At 68.9% G+C, this 25,172-nt stretch carries 26 protein-coding genes and 1 tRNA gene; 20 read left to right on the top strand and 7 right to left on the bottom strand.

What is annotated here, in order from left to right; all coding sequences use genetic code 11:
• Positions 1-125 precede the first annotated feature (125 nt).
• From WCE39_RS06655 to WCE39_RS06635, 5 genes are all read left to right on the top strand, one after another.
• Positions 126-470, top strand: coding sequence for a biotin--protein ligase (locus WCE39_RS06655; RefSeq protein ID WP_343275883.1), 345 nt, complete (start codon positions 126-128; stop codon positions 468-470).
• A complete protein-coding gene (locus tag WCE39_RS06650) occupies positions 467-1,255 on the top strand; it encodes a lipoate--protein ligase family protein (RefSeq protein WP_343275882.1) in 789 nt (262 codons plus the stop codon). Before WCE39_RS06655 ends, WCE39_RS06650 begins: the two co-directional genes overlap by 4 nt.
• A gap of 397 nt (positions 1,256-1,652) precedes the next feature.
• Positions 1,653-2,276, top strand: coding sequence for a YbhB/YbcL family Raf kinase inhibitor-like protein (locus WCE39_RS06645; RefSeq protein ID WP_343275881.1), 624 nt, complete (start codon positions 1,653-1,655; stop codon positions 2,274-2,276).
• A gap of 89 nt (positions 2,277-2,365) precedes the next feature.
• Positions 2,366-3,202, top strand: a complete 837-nt coding sequence (locus tag WCE39_RS06640) for a hypothetical protein (protein ID WP_343275880.1) — start codon at positions 2,366-2,368, stop codon at positions 3,200-3,202.
• 93 nt (positions 3,203-3,295) lie between these two features.
• Positions 3,296-3,583, top strand: coding sequence for a hypothetical protein (locus WCE39_RS06635; protein WP_343275879.1), 288 nt, complete (start codon positions 3,296-3,298; stop codon positions 3,581-3,583).
• Between the two features lie 13 nt (positions 3,584-3,596).
• Here the strand turns inward: WCE39_RS06635 and WCE39_RS06630 are convergent, their stop codons facing one another.
• Complete coding sequence (locus tag WCE39_RS06630) at positions 3,597-4,919, bottom strand: M14 family zinc carboxypeptidase (RefSeq protein ID WP_343275878.1); 1,323 nt, start codon at positions 4,917-4,919, stop codon at positions 3,597-3,599.
• A gap of 236 nt (positions 4,920-5,155) precedes the next feature.
• Between WCE39_RS06630 and WCE39_RS06625 the strand changes: the two genes are divergently transcribed.
• The 3 genes from WCE39_RS06625 to WCE39_RS06615 all read left to right on the top strand — a co-directional run bounded on the left by WCE39_RS06625 (position 5,156) and on the right by WCE39_RS06615 (position 7,477).
• Positions 5,156-5,902 (top strand): outer membrane protein, encoded by a 747-nt coding sequence (locus WCE39_RS06625; RefSeq protein WP_343275877.1) that lies wholly within the window; start codon positions 5,156-5,158, stop codon positions 5,900-5,902.
• A 163-nt stretch (positions 5,903-6,065) separates the two neighbouring features.
• Positions 6,066-6,821, top strand: a complete 756-nt coding sequence (gene gntA / locus WCE39_RS06620) for a guanitoxin biosynthesis heme-dependent pre-guanitoxin N-hydroxylase GntA (RefSeq protein WP_343275876.1) — start codon at positions 6,066-6,068, stop codon at positions 6,819-6,821.
• Positions 6,818-7,477: an urea carboxylase-associated family protein gene (locus WCE39_RS06615; RefSeq protein WP_343275875.1), complete on the top strand. Its 660-nt coding sequence runs from the start codon at positions 6,818-6,820 to the stop codon at positions 7,475-7,477. The genes gntA and WCE39_RS06615 overlap by 4 nt, the downstream gene beginning before the upstream one ends.
• On the opposite strand, the gene WCE39_RS06610 is transcribed toward WCE39_RS06615, so the two are convergent.
• Positions 7,414-8,574: a DUF3667 domain-containing protein gene (locus tag WCE39_RS06610; protein ID WP_343275874.1), complete on the bottom strand. Its 1,161-nt coding sequence runs from the start codon at positions 8,572-8,574 to the stop codon at positions 7,414-7,416. The two genes, WCE39_RS06615 and WCE39_RS06610, sit on opposite strands and share 64 nt — an antisense overlap.
• Before the next feature lie 104 nt (positions 8,575-8,678).
• On the opposite strand from WCE39_RS06610, the gene WCE39_RS06605 reads away from it, so the two are divergent.
• The 10 genes from WCE39_RS06605 to xth all read left to right on the top strand — a co-directional run bounded on the left by WCE39_RS06605 (position 8,679) and on the right by xth (position 17,881).
• Positions 8,679-9,047, top strand: coding sequence for a hypothetical protein (locus WCE39_RS06605; RefSeq protein ID WP_343275873.1), 369 nt, complete (start codon positions 8,679-8,681; stop codon positions 9,045-9,047).
• A gap of 16 nt (positions 9,048-9,063) precedes the next feature.
• Positions 9,064-10,107 carry a S66 peptidase family protein gene (locus WCE39_RS06600; protein ID WP_343275872.1) on the top strand — a complete coding sequence of 348 codons (1,044 nt, stop codon included), beginning with the start codon at positions 9,064-9,066 and terminating at the stop codon, positions 10,105-10,107.
• 17 nt (positions 10,108-10,124) lie between these two features.
• On the top strand, positions 10,125-11,003 hold the full coding sequence (locus WCE39_RS06595; protein ID WP_343275871.1) for a pseudouridine synthase: 879 nt from the start codon (positions 10,125-10,127) through the stop codon (positions 11,001-11,003).
• Between the two features lie 11 nt (positions 11,004-11,014).
• On the top strand, positions 11,015-11,569 hold the full coding sequence (locus WCE39_RS06590; RefSeq protein ID WP_343275870.1) for a DUF3228 family protein: 555 nt from the start codon (positions 11,015-11,017) through the stop codon (positions 11,567-11,569).
• A gap of 1 nt (position 11,570) precedes the next feature.
• Positions 11,571-13,151, top strand: coding sequence for an N-acyl-D-amino-acid deacylase family protein (locus WCE39_RS06585; RefSeq protein WP_343275869.1), 1,581 nt, complete (start codon positions 11,571-11,573; stop codon positions 13,149-13,151).
• A gap of 24 nt (positions 13,152-13,175) precedes the next feature.
• Positions 13,176-13,700, top strand: coding sequence for a hypothetical protein (locus WCE39_RS06580; protein ID WP_343275868.1), 525 nt, complete (start codon positions 13,176-13,178; stop codon positions 13,698-13,700).
• Between the two features lie 108 nt (positions 13,701-13,808).
• The gene (locus WCE39_RS06575; RefSeq protein WP_343275867.1) at positions 13,809-15,074 is read left to right on the top strand and encodes a peptidoglycan-binding domain-containing protein; all 1,266 of its coding nucleotides are present in this window, start codon (positions 13,809-13,811) and stop codon (positions 15,072-15,074) included.
• Between the two features lie 101 nt (positions 15,075-15,175).
• Entirely contained in the window at positions 15,176-15,820 is a 645-nt protein-coding gene (locus WCE39_RS06570) for a phosphoesterase (protein WP_343275866.1), read from the top strand.
• 183 nt (positions 15,821-16,003) lie between these two features.
• A complete protein-coding gene (locus WCE39_RS06565) occupies positions 16,004-17,053 on the top strand; it encodes a serine hydrolase domain-containing protein (protein WP_343275865.1) in 1,050 nt (349 codons plus the stop codon).
• Positions 17,054-17,083: 30 nt separating this feature from the next.
• On the top strand, positions 17,084-17,881 hold the full coding sequence (gene xth, locus WCE39_RS06560; protein WP_343275864.1) for an exodeoxyribonuclease III: 798 nt from the start codon (positions 17,084-17,086) through the stop codon (positions 17,879-17,881).
• Between the two features lie 6 nt (positions 17,882-17,887).
• Here the strand turns inward: xth and WCE39_RS06555 are convergent, their stop codons facing one another.
• Genes WCE39_RS06555 through WCE39_RS06545 form a run of 3 tightly spaced genes read right to left on the bottom strand, consistent with a single transcriptional unit; the run spans position 17,888 to position 20,984 of the window.
• Positions 17,888-18,949, bottom strand: a complete 1,062-nt coding sequence (locus tag WCE39_RS06555; RefSeq protein WP_343275863.1) for an ATP-grasp domain-containing protein — start codon at positions 18,947-18,949, stop codon at positions 17,888-17,890.
• Positions 18,946-20,187: a flavohemoglobin expression-modulating QEGLA motif protein gene (locus WCE39_RS06550; protein ID WP_343275862.1), complete on the bottom strand. Its 1,242-nt coding sequence runs from the start codon at positions 20,185-20,187 to the stop codon at positions 18,946-18,948. The genes WCE39_RS06555 and WCE39_RS06550 overlap by 4 nt, the downstream gene beginning before the upstream one ends.
• Positions 20,184-20,984, bottom strand: a complete 801-nt coding sequence (locus WCE39_RS06545; RefSeq protein ID WP_343275861.1) for an N-formylglutamate amidohydrolase — start codon at positions 20,982-20,984, stop codon at positions 20,184-20,186. Before WCE39_RS06545 ends, WCE39_RS06550 begins: the two co-directional genes overlap by 4 nt.
• Positions 20,985-21,129: 145 nt before the next feature.
• Here WCE39_RS06545 and WCE39_RS06540 point away from each other — a divergent pair, with 145 nt between their 5' ends.
• Positions 21,130-21,348: a hypothetical protein gene (locus tag WCE39_RS06540; protein WP_343275860.1), complete on the top strand. Its 219-nt coding sequence runs from the start codon at positions 21,130-21,132 to the stop codon at positions 21,346-21,348.
• Between the two features lie 28 nt (positions 21,349-21,376).
• The gene (locus WCE39_RS06535) at positions 21,377-23,917 is read left to right on the top strand and encodes a diguanylate cyclase (RefSeq protein WP_343275859.1); all 2,541 of its coding nucleotides are present in this window, start codon (positions 21,377-21,379) and stop codon (positions 23,915-23,917) included.
• Positions 23,918-23,939: 22 nt separating this feature from the next.
• Here WCE39_RS06535 and selD read toward each other — a convergent pair whose 3' ends face one another.
• Positions 23,940-25,025 (bottom strand): selenide, water dikinase SelD, encoded by a 1,086-nt coding sequence (selD, locus tag WCE39_RS06530; protein WP_343275858.1) that lies wholly within the window; start codon positions 25,023-25,025, stop codon positions 23,940-23,942.
• 47 nt (positions 25,026-25,072) lie between these two features.
• Positions 25,073-25,168, bottom strand: a tRNA-Sec gene (locus tag WCE39_RS06525).
• Between the last annotated feature and the right edge of the window lie 4 nt (positions 25,169-25,172).

Here is a 25,172-nt window from a genome sequence, read left to right as displayed (position 1 = left end):
GCCGCGGAAACAGGAACTGCAGTGTACCGCCTGGCCCTTCGCGGCCTCCCCGGTTTGCGGTGTTCGGCCCGTTCGATTTGCCGGCTGGCTGCTGTGGTCGCCGGCAGTTTGGATAGACTGCGCGCATGGACAAGACAGACAGCACCGCGCACGGCGAATACAAGGTCCCCGGCGGCAAGCTGGTGGTGGTGGATCTGGCCATCGTCGACGACCGGATGACGGCGGTCCAGGTCAGCGGTGACTTCTTCCTGGAGCCCGCCAGCGCGCTGGACGACATCGATGCGGCCCTCGAGGGCCAGCCCGTCGATGCCGGCGAGGCGACGCTTGTCGCCGCGGTGACCAGAGCGCTGGGCCCGGAACCGCAGCTGTTCGGCATCACGGCCGAGGGCGTCGCGATCGCGGTGCGCCGCGCGCTGGATTCCATGGCCACGGATGCCGCTGTGGATGCAGGCGAAGGCGGCGCGTCTTGAACGGGTCGGAGCGCACCGGCTGGGAGGACCATGCCTGGCACCTGATCCATGTCGGGCCGCAGGCGCCCGCGCTGCACATGGCGCTGGACGATGTGATGCTGGACGACGTGGCCGCCGGGCGCCGCCCGCCGACGCTGCGGATATGGGAGTGGGGCGGGTCCGCGGTAGTGATGGGCCGCTTCCAGTCGCTGCGCAACGAGGTCGACGCCGAGGCCGCGCATCGCCACGGCATCCAGGTGGTGCGCCGGATCAGCGGCGGCGGTGCGATGTTCATCGAGCCGGGCAATACCATCACCTACTCGATCGTCGCGCCGGACACGCTGGTGGCGGGCATGACCTTCGAGCAGGCCTATGCGCACATGGACCAGTGGGTGATCGAGGCGCTTGCCGGCCTGGGGGTCAAGGCCTGGTACCAGCCGCTGAACGACATCACCTCAAGCGACGGCAAGATCGCCGGTGCGGCGCAGACCCGGCGCCGCGGGGCGGTGCTGCACCACGTCACCATGGCCTACGACATCGATGCGAACAGGATGCTCGACGTGCTGCGCATCGGCCGCGAGAAGCTGTCCGACAAAGGGACGACCAGCGCGCTGAAGCGCGTCGATCCGCTGCGCCGGCAAACCGGCCTGCCGCGCAGCGCCGTGATCGAACACATGATCGAAACCTTCCGTAGCCGCCACGGTGGCATGGTGGCGGACGTGCTGCATGCGGACGAGCTGGCGCGCGCCGAGGCGCTGGCGCGGGAGAAGTTCGCCACCGCGGAATGGACCGCGCTGCTGCCGTAAGCGCGCGCCGGGCCAGCGGCGCCAGTGGCATTGGCCCGCCAATGAAAAAAGGCCCGGGCAATGCCGGGCCTTTTTTCGTCTGTCGGGCGACGCATGCTCACGCCGGTGCGAATGGCTTGGACGCGTTCTTGTCGCGCTTCTCGGCCTTCTTTTCCTTCATGGTCTTGAGCGGCTTCTTCTTCTGTTCCTTCTTCTTGTCCAGTCCCTTGCTCATCTCGGTCTCCTCGACGCGTTGGCGCTGGGCTGCGGCTGCAGTCGGCGTGTGCAGTATGCGCCAGCCGCGGCATTCCGGGCCGTGGGCGGGTTCAGGTTCGCGGCTCAACCGGTGTCTCGACAGCCTGCCCGCATCCGGACACCATGGCTCCGTGCCAAACCTGCATCTCCAGAGGATCACGCCATGGCTGCCCTGCTCCAGCGCAACATCTTCATGATCACGCTCGCGCTTGTCGCGACAACCTTCGCAGCCTGCGGCGCCGGTGAATCTCCGGTTGCCTTCGACCGGGCGGAAACCCGTACAGCCTCTGCCGCCGCCCTGGCGCTGCAATCGCAGGCGTTCGTCGACGGCCAGCCGATCCCGCTCCGCTACAGCGCGTACGGCGACGACGTCTCGCCGCCGCTGTCCTGGCAGCCGGTAGCGGGCGCGAAATCATATGCGCTGCTGATGGAGGATCCCGACGCCGACAGGCCCGAGCCCTATCTGCACTGGCTGGCGTGGAATATCCCGGCTGGCGTGACCTCGCTACCGGAAGGGCTCACGGCTGATCCACGCCTGGCCGAGCCGGACGGCATGCTGCAGGGGACCAACGACCGCGGATCGGTCGGCTATTTCGGGCCCAGGCCGCCGGCTGGAACCGGCATCCACCGCTATCACGTCCAGGTCTTCGCGTTGGACACCATGCTCGAGGTCGAACCCGGTGCAGGCCGTGATGCCCTGCTCGGAGCGATGCGGGACCACGTGGTGGACAAGGGCGTGCTGGTGGGGATCTACGAGGGCCCGGAAGAGGCTGCGCAAAGCGAATGAGGATCAGGGCGGGCTAGGGTCGGCCCCGGATTGTCCGCCCCTCCGGTCACCCCTAGTTTCGGGTCACCCCCTTACCCGCGTGGCCCGCCATGACCTTCGTCGACCTTTCCAGCCGCATCTCCCACGCCGCTCTCGAGGCGGCGAACTGGCGTCCGGACGCGATGCAGACCACCTTGCAGCGCGCGCCGGTGGCTGACGGCGTGGAGCGCATGTTCGACACGGTCCGCGAGGCCGGCAAGGCCGTCGCCGATGCCCTGGGCCCGGAGCGGTTTGGTGGTAAGGGCGGAGCGTCCGGTGAGCGCGAGCTCGTGGCGACCGAGGACAGCGTCGACGTCGGCGGGCATCGCGATGCATACGAGCTGCACCTCTACCGCGAGTCGGACGGCAGCTACACGCTCGAGCTGCACATGAAGATCGAATTCAACTTCGAGGATGGGGCGGACGGTCTGAACTGGACCCCCGAAGAAAAACAGGCCTTCATGGACGACTACGTGGCCGAGGTCGAGAAGGCATGGAGCGGGCGCACCTTCACCACCGATGACGGCATGGACGTCACCCTGGACGTGAAGCTTGACGTCAGCGAGCAGGAAAGCGGGTTCATGGGCCGCTTCCGCGACGTGATGGACCCGAGCGAGAACTACAACATCAACGTGCTGCGGATCCCCGATGGAGACTTCCATCGTAGCTCGGTCGGCCCGGGCAACATCTCGCACCTCGACAGCGAGGACAACCGCGCCGTGAACAAGGGCGCGGACATGCCGCAGGTCGGCACCGCGCATGAGTTCGGCCACATGATCGGCCTGCCCGATGAATACCACGAGGGGCACGAACACGAAGGCGACGACAACAGCATCATGAACTCGGGCATGGAAGTGCGCGACCGCCACCTTGACCTCGTTGAGGACTGGGTGGAGGACAACACCTGACGCACGTCGCGGACGCAACGCATGAAATCGATCGCACTCACCTGCGCACTGGCCCTGCTGCTAGCCTGCGGGAACCAGGCAGCCGGAGGCAGCATGACCACAGCCAGTGAGTTCGACAGTGCATGGGAGCGGGTGCGCGAGGCATCCGATGCACAGGCGCAGCGCGATGAAGTGATCGCGTTCCTGCGCCGCAACGAGCAGGCCGGCGCCCCGGCGCTGCAGGTGTCGGTCGCCCACCGCGATACCGGCGCCAGGGCCGCCATCGACGACGCCCTGTGGCAGCAACCGGACCGCTATGAGGTGACGCTGCGCTTTGGCGAGCGCAGCCACGTGTTCGTGCCGCTGTCGCGCGAGAGCCTGGTCCCGCTGTTCCGCGAGTAGGGCGGCGCTGGGCTCAGGGACCGGCCGCATCCACGTCGCCCGCCAGCGTCCAGACCACGTCGCGGCCCGCCGGGTCGCGGCTGAGGTGGAAGTACGCCGGCGTGTCCGGGGCCAGGATCCAGTGCGCCTCGCCCCCGGTCTCGCCCGGCGGGTTGAACGGCACGATGTACAGCCCTGAGGCATCGATGGTCCGCCGCGCCCGCACTTCGCCCAGGTCGCCGATATCCGAGATGGTGCCGCCGCGCTCGAGGAGCGGCTGTTGGAAGTCCACCAGCAGGTCCATCCGCGCCTGCGGCTGGCCGGGCAGCGCCAGCGTGCCACCCGTGACCAGCAGGTCCGGCCAGACCCTGCCGTTCTCGGGCAGCTCGTCATAGCGTTCGCGCGGCAGGCCGGCATGCGCGCCGGTGGCGATGGCGTCGAGCGCGCCGACCAGGGCGAGGAAGTTCAGCTTGCGCAGCTGCTGTTTCTGCAGGTCGCCTTCGATGCCGCCGGATTCGATCAGTACGGTGGATACGCCTGACGCTGCCGTCAGGTCGCCGAAGGCGCGCGGGTTGAAGGTGTCGTCCCATTTGGCAATATGGCCGGAAATGTAGGGCTCGAGCACAGCGCGGATGGCGACGGTCACTTCGATGGCGCGGGCGCGGTTGGCGTCGACGTCGCGGGAGGCGTTGAAGGCGGGCGCGAGCAGCGCGATGGCGGTGCCGCGGTCGGAGTCGCCGGCGCGGTAGCCGACCTGCTGGTCGTGCAGGTTGAAGCCGTATGCGGGCTTCACCTGCTCGCGCAGTGCATGCAGGGCGCGAGCCTCCGGGCTGGCGAGTGCGCGTGCGTCGCGGTTGATGTCGATCCCCTGCGCGTTGCGACGCTGGAAGCGGGCCGCGCCATCGGGGTTCACCAGTGGGAACACGTGCAGCGCGGTGCGTTCGCGCAGGCGCTGCACCAGCGGGTGCGCCGGCTGGCCGCCGAGGAAATGGAGCAGGTCGGCAAGCGCCATCGAGGCGGTGCTTTCGTCGCCGTGCATCTGCGACCACAGCAGCACGCGGGTGTCGCCATTTCCCCATGACACGTGGCGCAGCGGCCGGCCTTCCACGCTGGTGCCAAGGGCCTCGGTCCGGAAGCCGGCCGCGCCGGAGGCCAGCGGCATGGCGACGTCCCACCACTGCTCCGGCGAGAACCTGCGGTCGTCGAGTCCAGCCACGCGGATGCGGCTGTCGTAGAGCGTGTCCAGGTCGTCCAGCCACGCAGGCGGTGGCGGCATCGCAGGGGCGGCGCGGGCAGGCGACGGCAGCAGAAGCGTGGCCAGCACGAACAGCAACGACAGGGCGGGGACGCGGCGCATGGGGTGAACTCCGGGACGGGCACGACGCCGCATGGTAGGGCAACAGGCAACGGGCAACAGGCGCCGGGCGCTGGGCCGCTTGCGACGCGTGGCGTCACCATTCGCCGTGGATGGCACGACCGGCCGGCTCCATCCCTCCGTCCGCAGCGCCTCCAGGTGTGGCACGCAACCTGCTCACCGTCTTCCGGATCGAAGGTGCGCAGGAGCGCGCCGGTCATGTCCATCAAGGAGGACACATGAGCAAGACCCTGTCGACGGCCGCACTGGCCGCCGTGATCGCAAGCGCCGTTCTGGCATCCACCACCGTCCACGCGCAGAGCAAGCCGCTGCAGAATGCGCCGCCGCAGCCGCGTGAGCTGGATCCCGCCAAGCGCGTGCCGCCGCCGGCCGCCCACCAGCATGCGCCGCAGGCGAGCGGGCAGCAGTCTGTCCAGGCGCAGCCCGCTGCACAGGCCCAGCCCTACGCGACGCCGCAGCCCTACGCTCCGGCAGCCCCCGCCGGTGTCTCGTATGAGGAAGGCCGCGGCGGCTTCTTCATCGGCGTGCAGGGTGGCAAGGGCTGGGTGTATGACGATATCGACCAGTCCGCGCGCATGGTGAATGCCGGCTACCGCTGGCAGGCCGGCGCGGTGACGCTGGTAGGCATCGAAGTGGCCGGCGGCAAGCTGGACAACACCACCGACCGCGGCGTGCCCTATGCCAAGGTCGACTACGCCAGCATCGGTGCGAATGCACGCTTCAACTTCGGCCGTACCAGCCCGGTGTATGCGCTTGTTCGCGCGGGCTACTTCAACGCCGAAGAAGCGGGCTATGCCGATGCGGACGGCGGCTACGTCGGCGTGGGCCTGGGCGTGGACTTCAACCGCCACTTCAACCTCAACGTGGTCTATACCAGCTACGCCTATTTCGACGGCTATGGCTACGACTACGAAAACATCAACAGCGCCGACACGCTGATGCTGGGCGCCGAAGTCAGGTTCTGAGCGAGGCCGGCCCGTCGCTCGCAGCAGCGACGGGCCCCTTCCGCGGGTGCGGCCCTGCGGCAGCGCAGGGGCCGGCCTGCACGCGGCGTTGCCGGGCGGGTCTGTAGCGTTGCGTCATGGCCGGATCCGGCCACGACGCCCGCTGACAGGAGCACCCCGACCGATGAATTCCCTCGCCGCTGCGCGACGTTACACAGATGCAAACGGTTCGCCGGCAGCTGCCCGCTGCCCGCGAACACCTGAAGGCGACGGCCGCCCTCTCGCTGCCGCATTCCTTGAGCACGTCGGCGGTGCTTCGTTCCCCTGCGTCGGTTCCAAGGCCGCGCTGGCGCGCGATGCGATACAGGCGCATGAATTCGGGCCGCTCGGCGATCGTGCCAACGACGCGCCGCTGCTGGATGGGCTCAGCGCCTTCGCCGCGATGCTGGACGCCACGGATCCCGAGGAATCCACGGTCCACTCGTTCGTGGCCGTGTTCGATGGGCCGCGCGATACCGACGAGCGTCGTTTCGAGGCGCTGTTGTGGGCACAGCTGCAGCGTCTGCATGATCTTGACGTGCGTCGCGGCGCGCGCTGGGCCGATGACGTCAGCCGCAACCCGGAAAGCGCCAATTTCAGCCTCAGCCTGGCAGGGCATCCGTTCTTCCTGATCGGACTGCATCCGGGCGCGTCGCGCACCGCACGCCGGTTCGGCTGGCCCGTGCTGGTGTTCAATTCCCACCGCCAGTTCGAGCGCCTGCGCGCCGATGGCCGCTACCGGAAGATGCAGGCGGCCACGCGCGAGCGCGATATCGCGCTGCAGGGCTCGATCAATCCCAACCTCTCCGATTTCGGCATGGCGGCCGAAACACGGCAGTACAGCGGCCGCAAGGTCGAGGCGGACTGGACCTGTCCGATGCGCGTGAGGGCGCCGCGTTGAGCGCCGGGACCAGGACCCGGCGCATCCAGCCGTGCTCGGGACACGCGATCGAACTGGAGACGGGCGACGAGCTCATCGTCATCGACCCGATGGGCCAGCAGGTCAGCGACCTGACGGCATTCGCCCGTGACGATCTTGCCGAGTATCTGTCCTCCGGCCGCTCGATCGACTACGCATCGAAGCTCTGGCTGAGTACCGGCGACGTGCTGTATTCCAACCGCAGCCAGCCGATGTTCACCATCATCGAGGACACCTGCGGGCGGCACGATTTCACCCTGACGCCGTGTTCGAAGCGGATGTTCGAGATCCTGTACGGCGAGGCCGAGGGCCGGCCCGGCTGCGAGGGCAACCTGGCCGCCGCGCTCGAGCCCTATGGCATCGGCATCGACCGCATTCCGGTCGCCTTCAATATTTTCATGAACGTGACGGTGGACGGCGAGACCGGTGCCGTGGCCGTGCTTCCGCCCCTGAGCCGCGCCGGCGACTTCGTGCGCCTGCGGGCGGAGATGCCGCTGGTGGTGGCGATGACGGCGTGTTCGGCGGGACAGTCCAACAACTTCAGCTACAAGCCGATCGACTTCAGGGTGGAGCGTCAGGCCGACGTGAGCCTGGCCAGGAACACCAGCACCGCGGCGAACGTCAGCATCACGAAATAGATGTTGCCGATCACCAGGTACTTGAGCACGGTGAGCCACCACGCCTGCATGTAGACCCGCTTCTGCATCAGCAGCAGGTAGACCGGCATCCACAGCAGCACGGCGGCGAACGCGAGGTCGAGAAGGATTCCAAGCGGCCTGGACGTGACCAGGCCGTCGAGCGCCGACAGCAGGAAGGCCAGCGTCAGCATGATCAGCAGGAAACTGTGGCTGTAGAGCGCCACCACCAGGTGTTCGAGGTACAGCCGTCGCGTGAACAGATAGGCCAGCTTCAGCAGCAGCGCGAACACCGGTACCAGCAGGAACAGCGCCGAGGGCGCCGCCGCCATTGCCCCCTGCAGCCACGCGTCGATGGTGGCGCCGTCGAAGGACTGCATGTTGTTTTCAAGGTTGCCGACCTTGCGGTTGAGCCAGTCATTCGCGAACTGTGGCCACCAGCCGATCACCAGCGGGTTGGTCCTGGCGTCCCATTCGCCCTTGTGGCCGAAAAGGTTGATCTGCATGCGTCGGCGCTCGGACTGCGGAGCGGTGTCACCGGTGCTTCCGGCTGCGGGCCTGCCGGTCAATTCCACCACGCGATTGGCCGCGGCGCTGCGTATCCGCACCTCTGCCGCTACCAGTGTGGGATCGACTCCGGGCGCGTTGCCGGCGTCGGCTCGCGCTTGTTCGATGTCGGCGACCGCCTGATCGCGGATGCTCTCGACTTCGGCCACCGTGCTCGCTGCCGCGATCTCGCTGAGCCCGGTGATGCTGACCGGACTTTCCTCCACGTGCACCGCCGCCGCGCCGATGAAGAATGTGAGCAGGCTCAGGATCACGAACAGCCGCAGCGGCGCGATGTAGCGCGCGCGGTGCCCGGCCAGGTAGTTGATCGCGACCCGCCCGGGCGACATCAGGTCGCGCAAGGTGCGGAAGACGCGCCCGTCGAGATGCCAGAACGCCTCGAAGAATTCCTCCACGGCGTGCGCGGCGTGCCGGATCGGGTTGTGCACCGACTGCCCGCAGGCGTGGCAGAACTCGCCATGCAGCTCCGCGGCGCAGTTCTCGCACTGCGCCGGAGCGACATGGGTGTCGATCCCGGTTGCTGGCTTGCTCACGCTGGTGCCTCGTACGGAGTGGTCGCGACGGGCGTTACGATAACGGGTCAGGGTCGGCTGCGCGCGCGCCTTCGTCCGTGATTCCCCATCAGAGCGAGGTGACCATGTCCAGACCGCGATGTTCGATGATGCCCGTGGTGCTGGGCCTGGCCCTGGCCAGCGCCGGCTGTGCCGGTGTTCCAGTGCCGGCGACATCCTCAGCGACGGGGGCGGTTTCGGTCGAAGGTGCGATCGCCTCCATCGACACCCGGCCATGGACCTACGACGGCAACGCCGTGATCGAGGTCGACACGGCTGACCGCGGCCGCGTGGCCGTGCAGCTGCCGGCGCGCTGGAACCTGTGCCAGGCGCCGTCCGTGGACATGGAGGAATTGGCCGTGGGCATGCGCGTGAGCGCGGTGGGCGCCGCGGCCGGGGAGGGCCGCCTGGTGGTCTGCCAGGACCCGTCGCACCGCCTGGTGCCCCTGCGTTAGTTGACCGGAGGACAGCGTGGACAGACGGACATTCATCGAACGCGCCGCATTGATGGCCTTGCTGCTTCCGCTGGCGGGTGGCCGCGGGGCGATGGCGGCAGCCCCCGGCGGGCGCCTGCTGCCGATGGCGATCAGGGCCGGCGACACCGTCGGCCTGGTCAGCCCGTCATCGCCGGTCGACGACGGGTTCACCCTGCAGTTGGCCCAGGAGGTCATGGAAGCGCTTGGCTTCAAGGTCCGGACCGGGGCGCACTACGCGGCCCGGCGCGGCCACCTGGCAGGCACCGACGACGAGCGCGCCGGCGACCTCAATGCGATGTTCGCCGACAGCGAGGTCAAGGCGATCATCGCGGTGCGCGGCGGCTCCGGGGCCGCGCGCCTGTTGCCGCTGCTGGACTACGACGCCATTCGCGCCAATCCCAAGGTGCTGCTCGGCTATTCCGACATCACCGCGCTGCACAATGCCATCCACGCGCAGACCGGCCTGGTCACGTTCCACGGGCCCAACGGCTCCGGCAGCTGGAACCGCTTCAATGCCGACCAGTTCAGGCGCCTGTTCTTCGACCGTGAGCTGATGCAGTACCGCAACGTGTCCGATGCCGGCGACGAGCTGGTGCAGCGCCGCAACCGCACCGTCACCATCGCCGGGGGCAAGGCCCGCGGCGAGCTGGTCGGCGGCAACCTGGCGGTGCTGACGGCCCTGGCCGGCTCGCCCTATCTGCCGGACTTCAGCGGCCGGATCCTGTTCCTGGAAGACGTGTCCGAGGCGCCGTATCGCGTCGATCGCATGTTCAGCACGCTCAAGCTGATGGGCGCGCTGGACAAGGTCGCCGGAATCATCTTCGGCGAATGCACCGACTGCGAGCCGGGCGACGGCTACGGGTCGCTGACGCTGGGACAGATCCTCGACGATTACATCAGGCCGCTGGGCATCCCCGCGTATCGCGGCGCGATGATCGGGCACATCCGGCAGCAGTTCATCGTGCCGGTGGGCGGCCGGGTCGAGATGGACGCCGATGCCGGCACGTTCCGCCTGCTGGAGCCGGTGTTCCAGGCCTGACCGGCCGCAGCACCCAGATGTCGCGCCCGGTCCGCAACGGTATCCCCGCCAGTCGCCTGCAGTTGCCGCCAGGCCCCTGGGCCACGGTGCTGGACGCGCTGTGCGCACGCTTCCCGGCGATTGATCGCGACACCTGGCGGCAGCGCTTCGCGCGCGGCATGGTGCTGCACGCCGATGGCCGCCCGCTTGGCGCCGGTGCGGCCTGCCGGCCCGGTGCGGAGGTCTACTACTTCCGCGAAGTGGCCGACGAAGCGCCCATTCCGTTTCGCGAGTCCGTGATTTACGCCGACGAGCATCTGGTGGTCGCGGACAAGCCGCACTTCCTGCCCGTCGCGCCCACCGGGGCCTATGTGCGCGAGACGCTGCTGACCCGCCTGGTCGAACGCCTGGACAATCCCGACCTGGTACCGCTGCACCGCATCGACCGCGACACGGCGGGGCTGGTGCTGTTCTCCGCGCGCCGCGACAGCCGTGCCCGCTACCAGGCGCTGTTTCGCGAGCGCGGCATCAACAAGGACTACCTGGCCCTGGCACCGCCGCTGCCCGGGCTGGCGTTCCCGCACGTACACCGCAGCCGGCTTGAACGCGGCGAGCCGTTCTTCCGCATGCGTGAAGCGCCGGGCGAGGCCAACAGCGAAACGCATATCGATGTGGTCGAACGCGGTGCCGCAGCGTGGTGCTATCGCCTGCAGCCGGTCACCGGCCGCAAGCACCAGCTGCGCGTGCACATGGCGGCGCTGGGCGCGCCGATCCACAACGATCCCTTCTATCCGCAGCTGCTCGAACGCGGTGCCGATGATCCGGCACGTGCGCTGCAGCTCTTCGCGCATGCGCTGGAATTCGATGATCCGATCGACGGCGGCCGCCGCCGCTACGTCAGCACGCACCGCTGCTAGACTGCCGCCCCATGTCAGTCGCCCTCACCGGATTCGCACGCAGCCGGCTGTTCCGCGAACGCCGCCGCAACACCATCCAGGATGTGACGCCCGAGGCGTTCGAGCAGCATCTGAACGCGGTGCCGCCGCTCAAGGTGCTTGACGGCTACGCGCCGTTCTGCAAGCTGCACGTGCATCGCAATTGGACGTCGACCCGCTGCCTGGCGGTACCCGTCACCGACGCCAACCGCCATCTGCTGCGCTCGGACTACGAGGCCCGTACCCGAGACGAACTGCCGGTGCTGGTGCGCTGGTTCGAGGGCCTCGAGCCGCCGGTGGCCGACTACCTGATCGTCATCCTGTACAGCCGTGACCAGCTGGCAAAGGAAGGCACGGTGATCGACGCCGACTGGGGTGTCGTCGGCTGCATGTACACCGCGGAGCCCGAGGAAACGCCGATGGCGCCGATCACGATGATGCGCAACGCGCTGGGCGTGGAGGAGGGCGGCTCGGGCGTGCCGGTGGACCGCGAGGCCTATCGGCGCAGCGTGGAATTCTGGCGCACGCATGCCAACTGGCGGGGATGACATGAGCACTCGTGCATCGAAAGACTCCAGGCGGAAGTTCCTGGGCGCAATGGCGGCGGGCGCTGCCTGCGCGATGTTGCCGCTGCATCACCTGCGCGCGGGAACCGGCGGGCAGGCGCCGGGTTACGTGCTGCGCGACGTGCTGCTGGTCGACGGCAGCGGCGCACCGGGGCAGCGCACCGACGTGCTGGTTCGCGGCGATCGCATCGACCACATCGGCCGCCTGCCAGACGCGGACATGCGCGGCCTGCGGGTGGTCGAGGGCGGCGGCCGCGTGTTGGCGCCGGGCTTCATCGACCTGCATACGCACGGCGATCCGCTCAAGACCGCGTTCACGCCGTTCCTCGCCATGGGCGTGACGACCGTGGTGCTGGGCCAGGACGGCGGCAGTCCCGCGCTGCCGGGCACGCGCCACGATGCCGGCAGCCTGCCGTCGTGGATGGACGCGGTGGAGCGCGCGGCATCGGACATCAACATCGCCACCCTGTCCGGCCACGGCACGCTGCGCCGCCGCGCCGGCATCGACGACGGCACGCGCCAACCGTCCGACGCGCAGCTGGCGCGCATGCGGGCCATCCTTGAAGCCGACCTGCGCGCCGGTGCCTTCGGCATGTCCACGGGGCTCGAGTACGTACCCGGCCGCTATGCCGGACAGCGCGAGCTCGCCGGCCTGGGCCCGGTGATCGCCCGCTACAACGGCGTGGCCATGAGCCATATGCGCTCCGAGGACGTCGACGACGTGCGTGCGTCCATCCGCGAGCTGGTCGCCGCCGCCGGCCCTGCGCGCGCCCACGTTTCGCACCTCAAGATGGTCTATGGCAAAGGCGAGGCCGCCGCGGAAGAACTGCTCGCGTTCCTTGAGTCGCTGCGCGGGCCCGGTCAGCCGCTGACCGCCGACGCCTATCCCTACGAGGCCAGCTACACCGGGGTCTCGATCCTGTTCCCGGAATGGGCGCTGCCGCCGAGCGACTACGCCGCCGTGCTGGCGGCGAGGCGCGACGAACTGCGCGCATACCTGCAGCAGCGCATGACGCAGCGCGGCGGCCCCGGGGCCTTGCTGTTCGGCGAGGGCCCGCACGCCGGCAAGACGCTGTTGCAGGTGGCCGAAGCCCGCGACATGCCGTTCGCCGATGTCCTGCTCGACATCGGCCCCGGCGGTGGCCAAGCCGCGCACTTCGTCATGGATCGGGCGCTGCAGGACCGGCTGCTGCTGGATCCGCGGGTGGCGGTGGCGAGCGATGGCTCGCCGGGCGGCAGCCACCCGCGCGGGGCGGGCACCTTCGCCAAGTGGATCGAGGACTTCGTGGTCGGGCAGCCACGCGTCACGCTGGAGGAAGCGGTGCGCAGGGCGACCTCGCTGCCGGCCTCGATCCTGGGGCTTGCCGATCGCGGCACCATCCGCACCGGTGCAAAGGCCGACCTGGTGCTGTTCGATCCGGCGCGCGTGCGGGCGCGCGCTGATTACGTGAACCCGACCGCGATGGCCGAAGGCTTCGATCTGGTGATGGTGAACGGCCAGCCCGCGCTTGAGGACGGCGAAGTACACAAACAACGCCCGGGGCGGCTGCTGCGCAGGCGCTAGCCGTGCTGGGCGGTCAGGCCGACGATGTCGCTACAGAGCGGCACCGCACCTGTCGAAGCTGCGGGACGGGAACCGCCAACGCTTGCGGCCATCCCCGACTTCAATCCGGCCGTGGGCGATGCTAGGCTCGGAGCGCTGTCGAATGTCATGGAGGACGTCATGCGTATTTGCACCATCGTGGTCGCCTTGTCCCTGCTGTGTCTCTTGCCGGTTGCGGCAGCGGCCGATTCCGAACCTGTCGAACTGCGTTTCCCGGCCGAGCTCCTCGGTGTCTGGGACGCCTATCCCTTGCCTTGTATAGACGACGGTCCCTCCGACAGCGATATGCGGATCCTGATCGAGGCCCGGACGCTTGGTGGTTATGAGACCAACGACGCGCTGAAGTCGGTTCAGAAGATCGCGGAAGATCCAGCGACCTGGCGAATGGTGACGATTTCGGACGCTGCGCCGACCGAAATCCAGGGCGAAGCAGACATCTACGTCTTGCGCGAGGATGTGATGACGATTACCAACGGTGAGCGGTCGTATACCTACATCCGCTGCAAATAAATCGATGGCACCGACAAGGACAGTCAGATGCCCCAGTCAGATCCGAGCCCGTACCAAGTCACTCAATCCGGCAGGGCAGAACCAGGGACCTTTGTTCCGAACGCTGCAGTGAACGATCTCGAAAGCCTGTTCACGCATCACCCGAAGCGGAATTATCACGCAGCGTTGGTGGAAGGCTTGCCGAAAAGTGCCGAGAACATCACCACGCGTGCATACGCGGTAGTGGGTGGTGAGTTCCAGGAGGTGATGGTCGAGCGCGTTGACAAATACCGCAGTCTCGAGCCCGACCAGGTCCTGCTGATCAAGGACTTCATCCTCGACGACATGACCGCCGCCAACACGCGGCGGGTGGATGTTCCCGCTCCAATGGCAGGCGTCATTGGCCGTGTCGATGCGCCAAATGGCGTCGTCGACATTTGTGATCCCGCGGGTGGTCGCCTGTTGGCGCGTATCCGGCATCTTGGTCCGATTGCCGTGGAGGCAGGCGAGGACGTGGTTTATGGCCAGTCGCTGGGCACGCAGAGCAATCTCGGCCTGCAGCGAACCGCCGGCAAGCACGTCCATATCGAAATGGACACGCGCTATCACCAGCAGTTCGACCACTACATGCTGGACCTGGTCGAGGGGCGCCTTCCGGTGCAGGCGGAGCATCGTGCAGGCGTGGAGCCCCGCGCTGTCGTTGACGACGGGATACAGCGCGTCGGTGAGGCGGGTGCACGGGTGGCCGCTGTGCAGCGTGCCCTGGTGGCCGGCGGCTATCGTGCCGTGCACGATGCTGCGGTCCCGGTCGATGGCGTCTACCGCCTGTCCATGCAAGGAGCCGTGCTGCAGTTCCAGCATGACAATGGGCTTGACCCGTCCGGTGATATCGACGCCCCGACCTGGCGCCACGCGCTGGACCTGACCTTGGGCAAGCCGACCCTTCCGCCGCCGGTGGTCGATGGTCCACCTGGTGTCCAATCGACTGCGCAGGATGGCCTGTTGGACAGGATCCGGGGGCGCGTCAGCGCGCTCGACGCCGTCGATGGGCTGCCACTCACCGACGCCCAGCGCGAACGCATGGCCCACTCACTGGCGGGGCTCGCGGCCGGGCATCGGCTGCAATCGGTCGACCATGTGCTTCTTGGCGCTGCGCCCGGAGCGGCCGCAGGCGAGCGCGTGTTCGTGGTTCAGGGGCGGCTGGATGATCCGGCGCAGCGGCGAGCTTGGATGTCGACGATCGAGGCGATCAACACGCCGGTCGCTGATTCGCTGGCGCGCCTGCAAGGCTTCCGTGAACGCGCAGAATCCAGCGCCCGGCAACCGGACCTTGCCGCCCACACCCATCAGCCCGAGTCCGCGCTAACATCCATGCGACATGGCCAGCCCGCTTGACCTGATCAAGGAATCGCCCGCGCTGTTCGCCGGCTCCGGACGCTGGCTGTCTTTGCACAGGCGCGCTGCTCCGACGGCCCCTGCGACAGCACGAGCTGCCTGTGGGCCAGCGTTCCTTCATGCGCCCATCTGAACGTTTCGACAGCCAGGCGTCACGGACCATCGTGGCGCGTGCGGTGTCCATTGCCGGCCACCCCGCGATCGTGGTCCCGGCAACCATCACGCTGGCTGCAGCCCGGCGGGATGCCACGCCCGCAGCGGTCGGGGTCATCCTGTTCGCGGCATTGGCAGTCGCTGTCGGCGCCCTGGTGTACAGCTTCGCGCAGGTGAGGTCCGGGAAGTGGGCCCATATCGATGCGTCCGTTCCCAGTGAGCGCAGCCAGCTCAACCCGCTGCTCGCCATCGCGCTCATGATCGCCGCGATGGCCTTGCTTGCTGCCGGGCAGGATGCGCAGGTCTCCACTGGTTTCGCGATGGCAGCCGCCATGGTCGGCGCCTGCCACCTGTTGCGGGCCTGGTTCAAGGCGTCGCTGCACGTCGGCTTCATCGTGTTCTCCGCCTTCCTGGCGTGGCCCCTGGCATGGGTCGCTGGGGCCCTGCTGGCGCTGGCGGCAATCGTGTCGTGGTCACGCCTGGCGCTGCATCGTCATACCGTCCGGGATGTGGTGGCCGGGGCCGCACTGGGTGCGGCGGCGGGTACGGGGTTTCTCATTTTTGGGGTGCGAAATGCAATCCTCCACACCTGACTCCGGCGAAGATTTCGCGCGAGCCGCCGGTGGCCCCGCCAGGCGGGCACGTCATCGCGACACAGGGCCTGCGACTATCCAGGCATGTCATGGCGAGTTCTATTCCTGATCCTGGCGGCGGTCGTGAGTCCGGCCTGCGGACAGGCGCCGCAGCCTGCGTCGACGCCGGCAGAAGCAGCACCGGTGACCGGGGCGGACGTCATCGTCGAAGAGCCCTGCCTGTCGCGGCCTTCCGCGGCCGATGCGGCGCAGGCCATGACGGCGCTGCTTGATCAGGCGAGTGTGATCGAGCCGCTGAAGGCCGTGGTCATCGCACAAGGCGGCGCGGTGATTGCAGAGCGCGGCTACCGCGGCGCGCGCCCGGACACGCCGGCCAACATCAAGTCGGCGTCCAAGACCGTGATGTCGGCGCTGGTGGGCATCGCCATCGACAAGGGCGTGCTGGAAGGCACGGACCAGCTGATCGCGCCCCTGCTGCACGACGTTCTGCCAGCGGAGCCGGACCCGCGCCTGGCGCAGGTGACCGTCGGCCACCTGCTGTCAATGCAGGCGGGGCTCGAGCGCACGTCGGGGCCGTACTACGGGCGCTGGGTCACCAGCGACAACTGGGTCCTTGACGCACTGGCCAGACCTTTCGTGGACGAGCCCGGCGGGGCGATGCTGTATTCGACCGGATCGACCCACCTGCTTTCGGCGATCCTGACCCGCGCCAGCGGGCGCTCGACGCTGGAGCTCGCGCGCGAGTGGCTGGGTCCGCAGGCGGGCTTCGTCATTACCGGCTGGGATCGCGATCCGCAGGGCGTCTACTTCGGCGGCAACAACATGGCGATGTCGACGCGGTCACTGCTCGCGTTCGGCGAGCTGTATCGAAACGGCGGCCTGACCTTGGGCGGAAGCCGGCTGCTGTCGCAGTCGTGGATCGACGCGTCCTGGCAGCCGCGAACGCAGTCGCGCTTCACCGGCGACGATTACGGCTATGGCTGGTTCATGCGCGACATCGCAGGCGAACCGGTGCGCTATGCCTGGGGCTATGGCGGGCAGATGCTGTACGTCGTGCCATCGCTGGAGCTGACGGTGGCGATGACCTCGGACGACACCGGGGCGTCGGCGCGCACCGGGCACCGCGACGCCCTGCATGGGCTGCTGGCGGAGATCATCCAGGCGGTCGCTTGCCCGGTGCCGGTCGCGGGCGGGGCATCCTGCTGCGCGGCGGGTGTCACCGCGAATCCCTGACACCGGCCCCGGGGCCGAGGAGAACCGCCAATGGCACGCGCAAAGACACTCAAATTGGCGACGTTCAACGTCAACGGCATCGGCACGCGCCTGCCCCAGCTGCTGGACTGGCTGGCGAAGGAACAGCCGGACGCCGTGGCGCTGCAGGAGCTGAAGGCGCAGGACGAATCGTTTCCCGCGGCCGAACTTGCGGACGCCGGATACGGGGCCGTCTGGCAGGGGCAGCGCTCCTGGAACGGCGTGGCGATCCTGGGGCGGGGCGTCGACCCGGCGGAGAGCCGGCGCGGCTTGCCTGGCGATCCGGCGGACACCCAGAGCCGCTACATCGAGGCCGCCGTGCATGGCGTCATCGTGGCGGCGATCTACCTGCCCAACGGCAACCCGCAGCCCGGGCCCAAATTCGACTACAAGCTGAAGTGGATGGCGCGCCTGCGCCGGCACGCGAAGTCTCTGGTCGACCTGCCGCATCCGGTGGCGCTCCTGGGCGACTTCAACGTGATCCCCACCGACCAGGACGTGTACGACCCGAAGGCCTGGCGCAAGGATGCGCTGATCCAGCCGGAGACGCGCGACGCCTGGGAGCGCTTGCTGGAGCAGGGCTGGACCGATGCGCTGCGCCAGGTTTCGGGCGATGAAACGATCTACACCTTCTGGGACTACTTCCGGCAGCACGCCGAGCGCGACCGCGGGCTGCGCATCGACCACATGCTGCTCAATCCGGTGCTCGCCAAGCGCCTGAAGGCCGCCGGCGTGGACCGCTGGGTGCGTCTTCAGGAGAAGGCCAGCGACCACGCGCCGACCTGGGTGGAGGTCGGCGCGCCAAAGTGAACCCGCCTACAGCATCGCAAGCTCGACGTTGGTCAGGCTGCCGCCGTACTGGTCGCGCAGGCGGACCTTGCGCGCGAGGTCGCTGATGATATGGCCGCTGAAGTCCACGCCGGTCAGCTCCTCGGCCATGTTGATGCCGCCGGGCGTGTCCACGTTCACCTCCATCAGCTTGTCGCCGACGATGTCGAGGCCGGTCATGTACATGCCGTCCCGGATCAGCTTGGGTGCGACCAGCTCCGCCAGCCGCAGGGCGTCGGCGTCGGGCTCGACCAGTTCGATCTTGCCGCCGGCACTGATGTTGCTGCGCGCGTCGCCGCTGTCGTTGTAGCGGCGAAAGCAGGCGTACTGGCCTTCGACCTTCAGCGGGCGGCCGTTGAGGGTGATCAGCCGCAGGTCGCCGTCGGCGGCCTTGGGCAGGTACTCCTGCGCGATCGCGTAGCCGTCGCGGATCACCGCGTCGATCATCTGGTTGAGGTTGGCGCCGTCGTCGCCGTCGAGCACGAACACGCCCTGGCCACCGGAGCCTTGCAGCGGTTTGATCACCCCGCGGCCCTGGTGCGAGGTGATGAAGGACCTGAGCTCGTCGGCGTCGCGGCTGATGCAGGTCACCGGGCGCACCGCTTCCGGGAAGTGCTGGAAATAGGTCTTGTTGGAGGCATCGGTGAGGTGGGTCGGATCGTTGAGGACGATCACGCCGCGATGGGTCACGAGCTGTGCGAACAGCAGCGCGCTGTTGGGCGCCCACGGGCGGTCCACCAGTTCCTCGGCGGGGTCGCTGCGCAGCATCAGCACGTCGAGCTCCTCGACGTTGATGCGATCGGTGTCGGCGTCTTCGCCCTGGATTTCCGCAAGCAGGGCGTCGTCGTCGGCATAGCTGTCGCCGCGCGGCACGTGCGCCTTCGCGCGCACCGTGCCGTTGGCGTCATAGAGGAACTCGCCCAGGCCGATCAGCGCAACCTGGTGGCCCATGTTCGCCGCCCGCCGCGCCAGGCGGATGGTGGTGTAGTTGTTCTTTTCGGTCGCAACGTCGTTGACGACGAAGCCCAGGCGCATCGGCCGGTCGCTCATGGTGCTTGCTCCTGGAGGGAGTTCAGGGGGAGGTGGGGGTGGTAGAGGGCTTCGACGCCGAGCGTGCGGCAGTGCGCAAGGGCGTCGGCGAAACCGTCGGCGCTGGCATACCGTGGCAGCAGCGCGGGCGGCGCCACCCAGCCCGAATCGGCCAGTTGCTCAAGCACCGGCAGGTGCGACAGCGCGAACTTGCCGGCGAACAGCGCCTCGAAGGCTCCGCCGCCGCGGAGATGGTCGAGCAGGTCGCGCAGGCCGCGCAGGTACACCGCGTCCTTGGTCAGGCCGCCGCCGCGGCGCGCGCGCACGGCGATGTCGAAGGCGTCGTCGGTGGGCAGGTCGTGTTGCCCGTGCAGGCAGGCGAAGATCGCGGGGATGTGCTCGCCATGGATGGCCATGTCGGCGGCAACCACGCGTGCGGCGAGGATGCGCAGGCGCTCGCCGGGCAGGTAGCCGGTCAGGAACTCGGCCAGCACGCCCAGGCCTTCCTGCAGCGGGTCGTACTGCGCCAGGCCGACCGCGAGCTGCCGCAGCGGCTGGCGCAGGCCGTTGTAGCGGGTGACGACGTGGGTGCCGATTTCGTGCTGCACCAGCGGCTGCAGCCGTGCCTCGGGCAGGCGCAGCTGCGCGTCGAGGTACAGCGTGCCGTGCGAAACCATCATCAGCGAACCGACGTCGGCATCGACCACGACCTGCAGGTCGAAGTCCGGCGCCCGGTCGCAGTACCACGCCACTTCGTCCTCGACCGCCGCGACCACAGCGTCCACGCCGAGGTCGCCCGGCAGCGGGTCGCCCACATCCACCGTGGCGAGGATGCCGTTGGCCAGTTCCAGCAGCCCGGCCTCGACGTTTCCGAACAGTTCGATGCTGGCGCCCAGGAAGCCGTCGGTGCCGCGCAGGCGGACCAGCTCGATCGTGCGGTCCAGGTCGCGCTGCTTCTCCGCCAGTACGCCGGCCAGCAGCGGGGATTCGATCCGCTCCGTGGGCAGCGCGAACAGCTGTTTGCGCATTGCATCAAGGTCGCTCGCAGGCTCGGCATAGCGCAGGGCCGGCACGTCGGTGCGCCCGCTGGCGTCGAAGTGGTCCCACAGGGCATCGCTGTCGAGTGGATTCAGTGCAAGCAGCCAGTCGAGTTCGGCATCGATCGCGACGAGCGCGGCATCGACTTCGGCGGCGACCGGTGGCAGCGGCTGCAGCGCAGGCGCCGCGGCCGCGGCGGTGGCGTGCGTCCCGGCGCTCATCGCCGCGCCTCGAACGCGGGGCGAACCGCATCGACCGCCGCCTGCAGGCCGTCGCGGAGCGTGTACAGCGCGGCGATGTCGGCCTGGCCCGTCCACTCGTCCATGAAGATCTTCTTGTACTCGGGCGAGATGGTGCACACCCGTGCGCCCCAGCGTGCATACACCCACTCCGGGAAATGGCCACCGGTGGGAAAGCGCACGTTGGCACGGACGTCCAGTTCGCGACCTGCCAGCGGCCAAGCGCGCAGGGTGTCGGCGAAGCGCGCGGTGACATCGGCCCACCGCTCCGGGTCCGCAGTGGTCAGGCCAAGCTCGATGTCGGGGTTGTCGGCCTGCGGCGCCGCCACGGCGTCGGCGCCGTCACGGCGGTGGTTGTAGCTGTGCAGGTCGATCAGCAGCACCGCCTCCCAGCGTTCCAGCATCTGCTCGATCCGCTCGGTGACCATGGCGTAGAAGCGGTCCCAGGCGCCCAGCGAGCCGGCGATCGCGTCGTCGGGGAGTGGCTGGTTCCAGACCTGCAGTCCCCAGCAGTCCTCCGGCTTTGCATAGACGGCACCGTCGCGGGGGCGGTTGAGGTCGACTTCGAAGCGCGAGGTCGGCACCCGGATGCGCACGTCGCCGACCGCTGTCAGCAAGCCGGTGAGCGGATCCTCTTCGCGCAGCCGCTCGGCATCGGGCAGGGCGAGTAGCGGGCGAAGGGCGGGGCGGATCGCATGGCCGTCGTGGATCGCGGTGGCCATCACCGGGCCGTTGGTCGCGGTGATGTCCCAGGCGTGGTGTCCGGAGTCTGTCTGCATGCGAAGCGATGCTCGCAAGCACGCAATGACCGGTCCGTGATGGATGTGGGGCGGCTGACCCTGCCCAGGGTCCATCGAGGAGCCACGACGCTGTGTTAATGTCCGCCGGATGGGGTGGACGTGACTGTTCAATAGGGAGAGGGGCGTGTCGAAACTGCTTGATCTGATGAGGAAGCTCGGCAGCGATGCCGCGCTCGCCGCGGACTATGCCAAGGACCCGGATACGGTGGTCAAGCGTGCCGGCCTGTCCTCCGAGGAATGCCGGGCGATGCTGGATTGCGACTACGGCGCCGTCCAGCGCCTGAGTGGCCTGGAGGCGGGGCAGTTCGCAACCAACCACATCATCAAATCCTACGAAAAATAGGCGTGCGGTCTTAGCCGAGCGATCGTGCATGTACCGGCTGGTCTCCATTGCATTCCTGTGGCTGGCCTTCAGCATGCCGGTCCTTGCCGACGTGCTCGAGGCGGACGTCGCGGAGATCGAGCAACTGGCGGTCAGCGCGCACTGGGAAGAGTCCAACGCGCGCATCCGGAGCCTGGCCCCGCGGCTTGGTGAGCTCACGCAGGAGCAGCGCCAGCGCCTGGAGTTCGTGCGCCTGCGCAACCTGGGGCTGGCCGGCGACCAGGCGTCCGCGCTCATGGCCGCCACCAGGCTCCTAGAGCAGGAGCTGCCGCCGCAGCTGCGCATGCGTGTCTACGCCACCGCCATCAGCATGGCCGCCAACGTCGAGGACTGGCCGCAGGCGTTCGCATGGCTGGGCGAGGGCCTGTCGCACCTGCCCGAGGCACCTTCCGAGGCGGCCGGCCTGCTTGGGGTCGCCAGCTACCTTCACACCCTGGTGGGCGAAACCGGCAAGGCGCGCGAACTCGCGCTGCGCGCGCTGGAAGTGGTCGAAACCGGAAGCGACGGCCGCGCCCTGTGCCTGGCCCTGGCCGACGTGGCCCTGGCCGAGGACCACGCGCACAACTATCGCGAAGCCGAGACCTGGCGGCGGCGCCAGATCGACGCCTGCACCCGCGCCGGCGAGCAGGTGTTCGTGGCCAACGGCAAGTACGGCGTGGGCAAGATGCTGGCCGGCCAGGGCCGTCACGACGAAGCCCTCGACTGGGCGCGCGAGGCGCTTGCCGAGTTCCAGGGCGCCGGCTTCGCCGCTGGCGCGTGGAGTGCGAAGCTGGTGGTGGCGGAAAGCCTGGTCGAATCCGGCCGCAACCTCGGCGAGGCGCAGGAGCTGCTCGACGACGCACTCGATTATTACCGCAGGCAGGACTCCCACTTCGCGATCGCGGAGACCGAGGAGCTGCTGGCCAGGCTGGCGGAGCGGCGCGGCGACCTGGGCGCGGCGCTTGCGCATATCCGGACCGCCATGGCGGCGTCCGAAGCCGCGGAGCGCGACGGCCGCGAACGCCGCCTGGCCTACCTGCAGGTGGAATTCGACACCCGGCTGAAGGAGCACCAGATCGCTCTGCTCGAAGCCGGGCGGGAGCTCGCGGCGGTGCAGGTCACTGCGACCAAGCGCACCCAGCTGCTGCTGGCCGTCGGCATGGTGGGGCTGCTGGTCACCGCCATCCTGCTGTGGGGCCTGCTCCGGCGCTCGGCCCGCGAACGCCGCCGCTACCGCTGGCAGTCGGAGCACGACAGCCTGACCCGGCTGTACAACTACCAGCAGGTGCGCAAGCTCGGCGAGGCTGCGTTCGCGGCGGCTCGCGTCGCGCAGCGCCCGTTCACCGCGATCGTCGCCGACATCGACATGTTCAAGCAGGTCAACGACCGCCACGGCCACGCCGCCGGCGACGAGGCACTGCGTTCGCTGGGGTCGTGGATCAGCGAGGTCGTGGCCGGGCAGGGCATCGCCGGCCGCAGCGGTGGCGACGAGTTCATGGTGCTGCTCGACGGCGACGCGGGCGAGGCCGAAGCGCTGCTGCGGCGCCTTGGCGAGCGCATCGAGCCGATCACGGTGTTCGGGCAGACCTTCCGCTTCAACCTCAGCGCCGGCATCTGCAGGGACGATGGCCACATCGACAGCCTGGAGCAGTTGATCCACGAAGCCGACCAGGCGCTGTATCGCGCCAAGCGCGATGGCCGCGATCGCGTCGTGCGCAGGGACGCCGCCGCGCCCGCGACGCCGGGCCTGGTCGTGGTGGGCAGCGGCATCGAGTTCGGACGCCACGTCAGCGAGCGCTGCCTGTCGGAGATCCGCGAGGCGCAGGTGGTGTTCTGCCTGACCGATCCGTTCGCGCTGGCGATGATCACCAGCTTCCGTCCGGATGCGGTCAACCTGGGTGCCTACTACCTGCCCGGGAAGGACCGCCGCGCGATCTATCGCGACATCGACGCCGCGATCATGGCCGAGGTGCGTGCCGGCAAGCAGGTGTGCGCGGTGTTCTATGGCCATCCCGGCGTATTCGCCGACGTGCCGCATGCGGTGATCCGCAAGGCACGCGCGGAAGGCATCCCGGCGCGGATGGAGCCCGGCGTGTCCGCCGAGGCCTGTCTGTACGCGGACCTGGGCATCGACCCCGGGCGACGCGGCGTGCAGTCGCTGGAAGCGACCCACTTCATGGTCTACGACCGCACGCCCGATACCGCCGGCCTGGTGCTGCTGTGGCAGGTCGCGCTGTCCGGCGATCTCAGCTGCACCCGCCTGCACGCCGAACGCGAGGGGCTGCAGGCGCTGGTCGACAGGCTGCTGCGCTGGTATCCCGCGGACCACGAGGTGGTGCTGTATGAAGCGGCGCGGCTGCCGATCGAACAGCCGCGGATCGAGCGGCTCCGCCTGGCCGACCTGCCGGGAGCGCGTTACGAGGAGTACACCACCCTGGTCATTCCGCCGCTGGGCGAATTGCGCGAGGCCGCGGACCCGGGTGATGCCGCAAGCGCGGCGGCGGGACCGGCGGACCACAGGACCGGCGTGCGCAACCGAGGCGCGCCGTAAGCTATCCCGGGGCGCGTCGCGCCTAGCCCACCTCGACCCGCGGCGGGCCGGCACGGGTCTCGCCGATGACGGCGGCGTCGGTGAATCCCGCGCCGTGGAAGGCGTCCAGGACCTGGTCCAGCGCCTGCGGCGTGCAGGACACCAGCAGGCCGCCGGACGTCTGCGGGTCGGTGAGCAGGTCGCGGGCCGTCTTGTCGATCCCGGGCGCGAGCCGCACGCCGTCGCCATAGGCGGTCCAGTTGCGGCCGGAGGCGCCGGTGACCACGCCTGCGGCGGCAAGTTCTCGCACGCCCGCGAGCCAGGGCAGGTCGTCGAAGCGCAGGCGCACGCCGAGGCCGGCGCCGCGCGCGAGCTCGAGCGAGTGGCCCAGCAGGCCGAAGCCGGTGACGTCGGTGATCGCGTGCACGCCGGGCAGCGCGGCCAGCAGCGGGCCGGGGGTGTTGAGGCGGGTGGTCGTGGCGATCATCGCCTCGTAGCCGGCGGCATCGAGCAGGCCCCGCTTCAGCGCTGCCGATTGGATGCCGACGCCCAGCGGCTTGCCCAGCACCAGCAGGTCCCCGGGGCGTGCGTCGGCGTTGCGGCGGATACGATCCGGGTGGGCGATGCCCATCGCCGCCAGGCCGTAGATCGGCTCGACCGAGTCGATGCTGTGGCCGCCGGCAACCGGCACGCCGGCTGCGGCGCAGGCGTCCTCGCCGCCGCGCAGGATCTCGGCGATGACGGCGTGCGGCAGCACGTTGATCGGCATGCCGACGATCGCCAGTGCCAGGATCGGCGTGCCACCCATGGCGTAGACGTCGGACAGCGCGTTGGTGGCGGCGATGCGGCCGAAGTCGTAGGGATCATCGACGATCGGCATGAAGAAGTCGGTAGTGGCGATCAGCGCCTGTGCGTCGTTTAGGCGGTAGACGGCGGCGTCGTCGGCGGTGTCGGTGCCGACCATCAGCTGCGGCCAGACGGGTGCGGGTGCCGCGCGCCTGAGCAGGTCGGCGAGGACGCCGGGCGCGATCTTGCAACCGCAGCCGCCGCCGTGGGACAGCGAGGTCAGGCGCGGCGCATCGGTCGGGTCGACGCGGGGCGCGTCCGGGGTCTGGGGGCTTTGGGGCATGGCGTGGTCATCCGGACGGGGCAGCCGTTGGCGGGGCCGGCGGGGCATGGCGGAAGGCAACAGGAGTCGAACCTGCCTGGGAGCGGCTGACGCCCCCAACCGGGTTTGAAGCCCGGCCGCGCCACCGGGCGCGCTTGCCTTCCATGG

It is taken from the genome of Luteimonas yanweni (genome assembly GCF_039548475.1).
Classification (GTDB): Bacteria; Pseudomonadota; Gammaproteobacteria; order Xanthomonadales; family Xanthomonadaceae; genus Luteimonas.
Note: the sequence above shows the minus strand (reverse complement) of the source record. Positions and strands in the feature narration are given on the sequence as shown.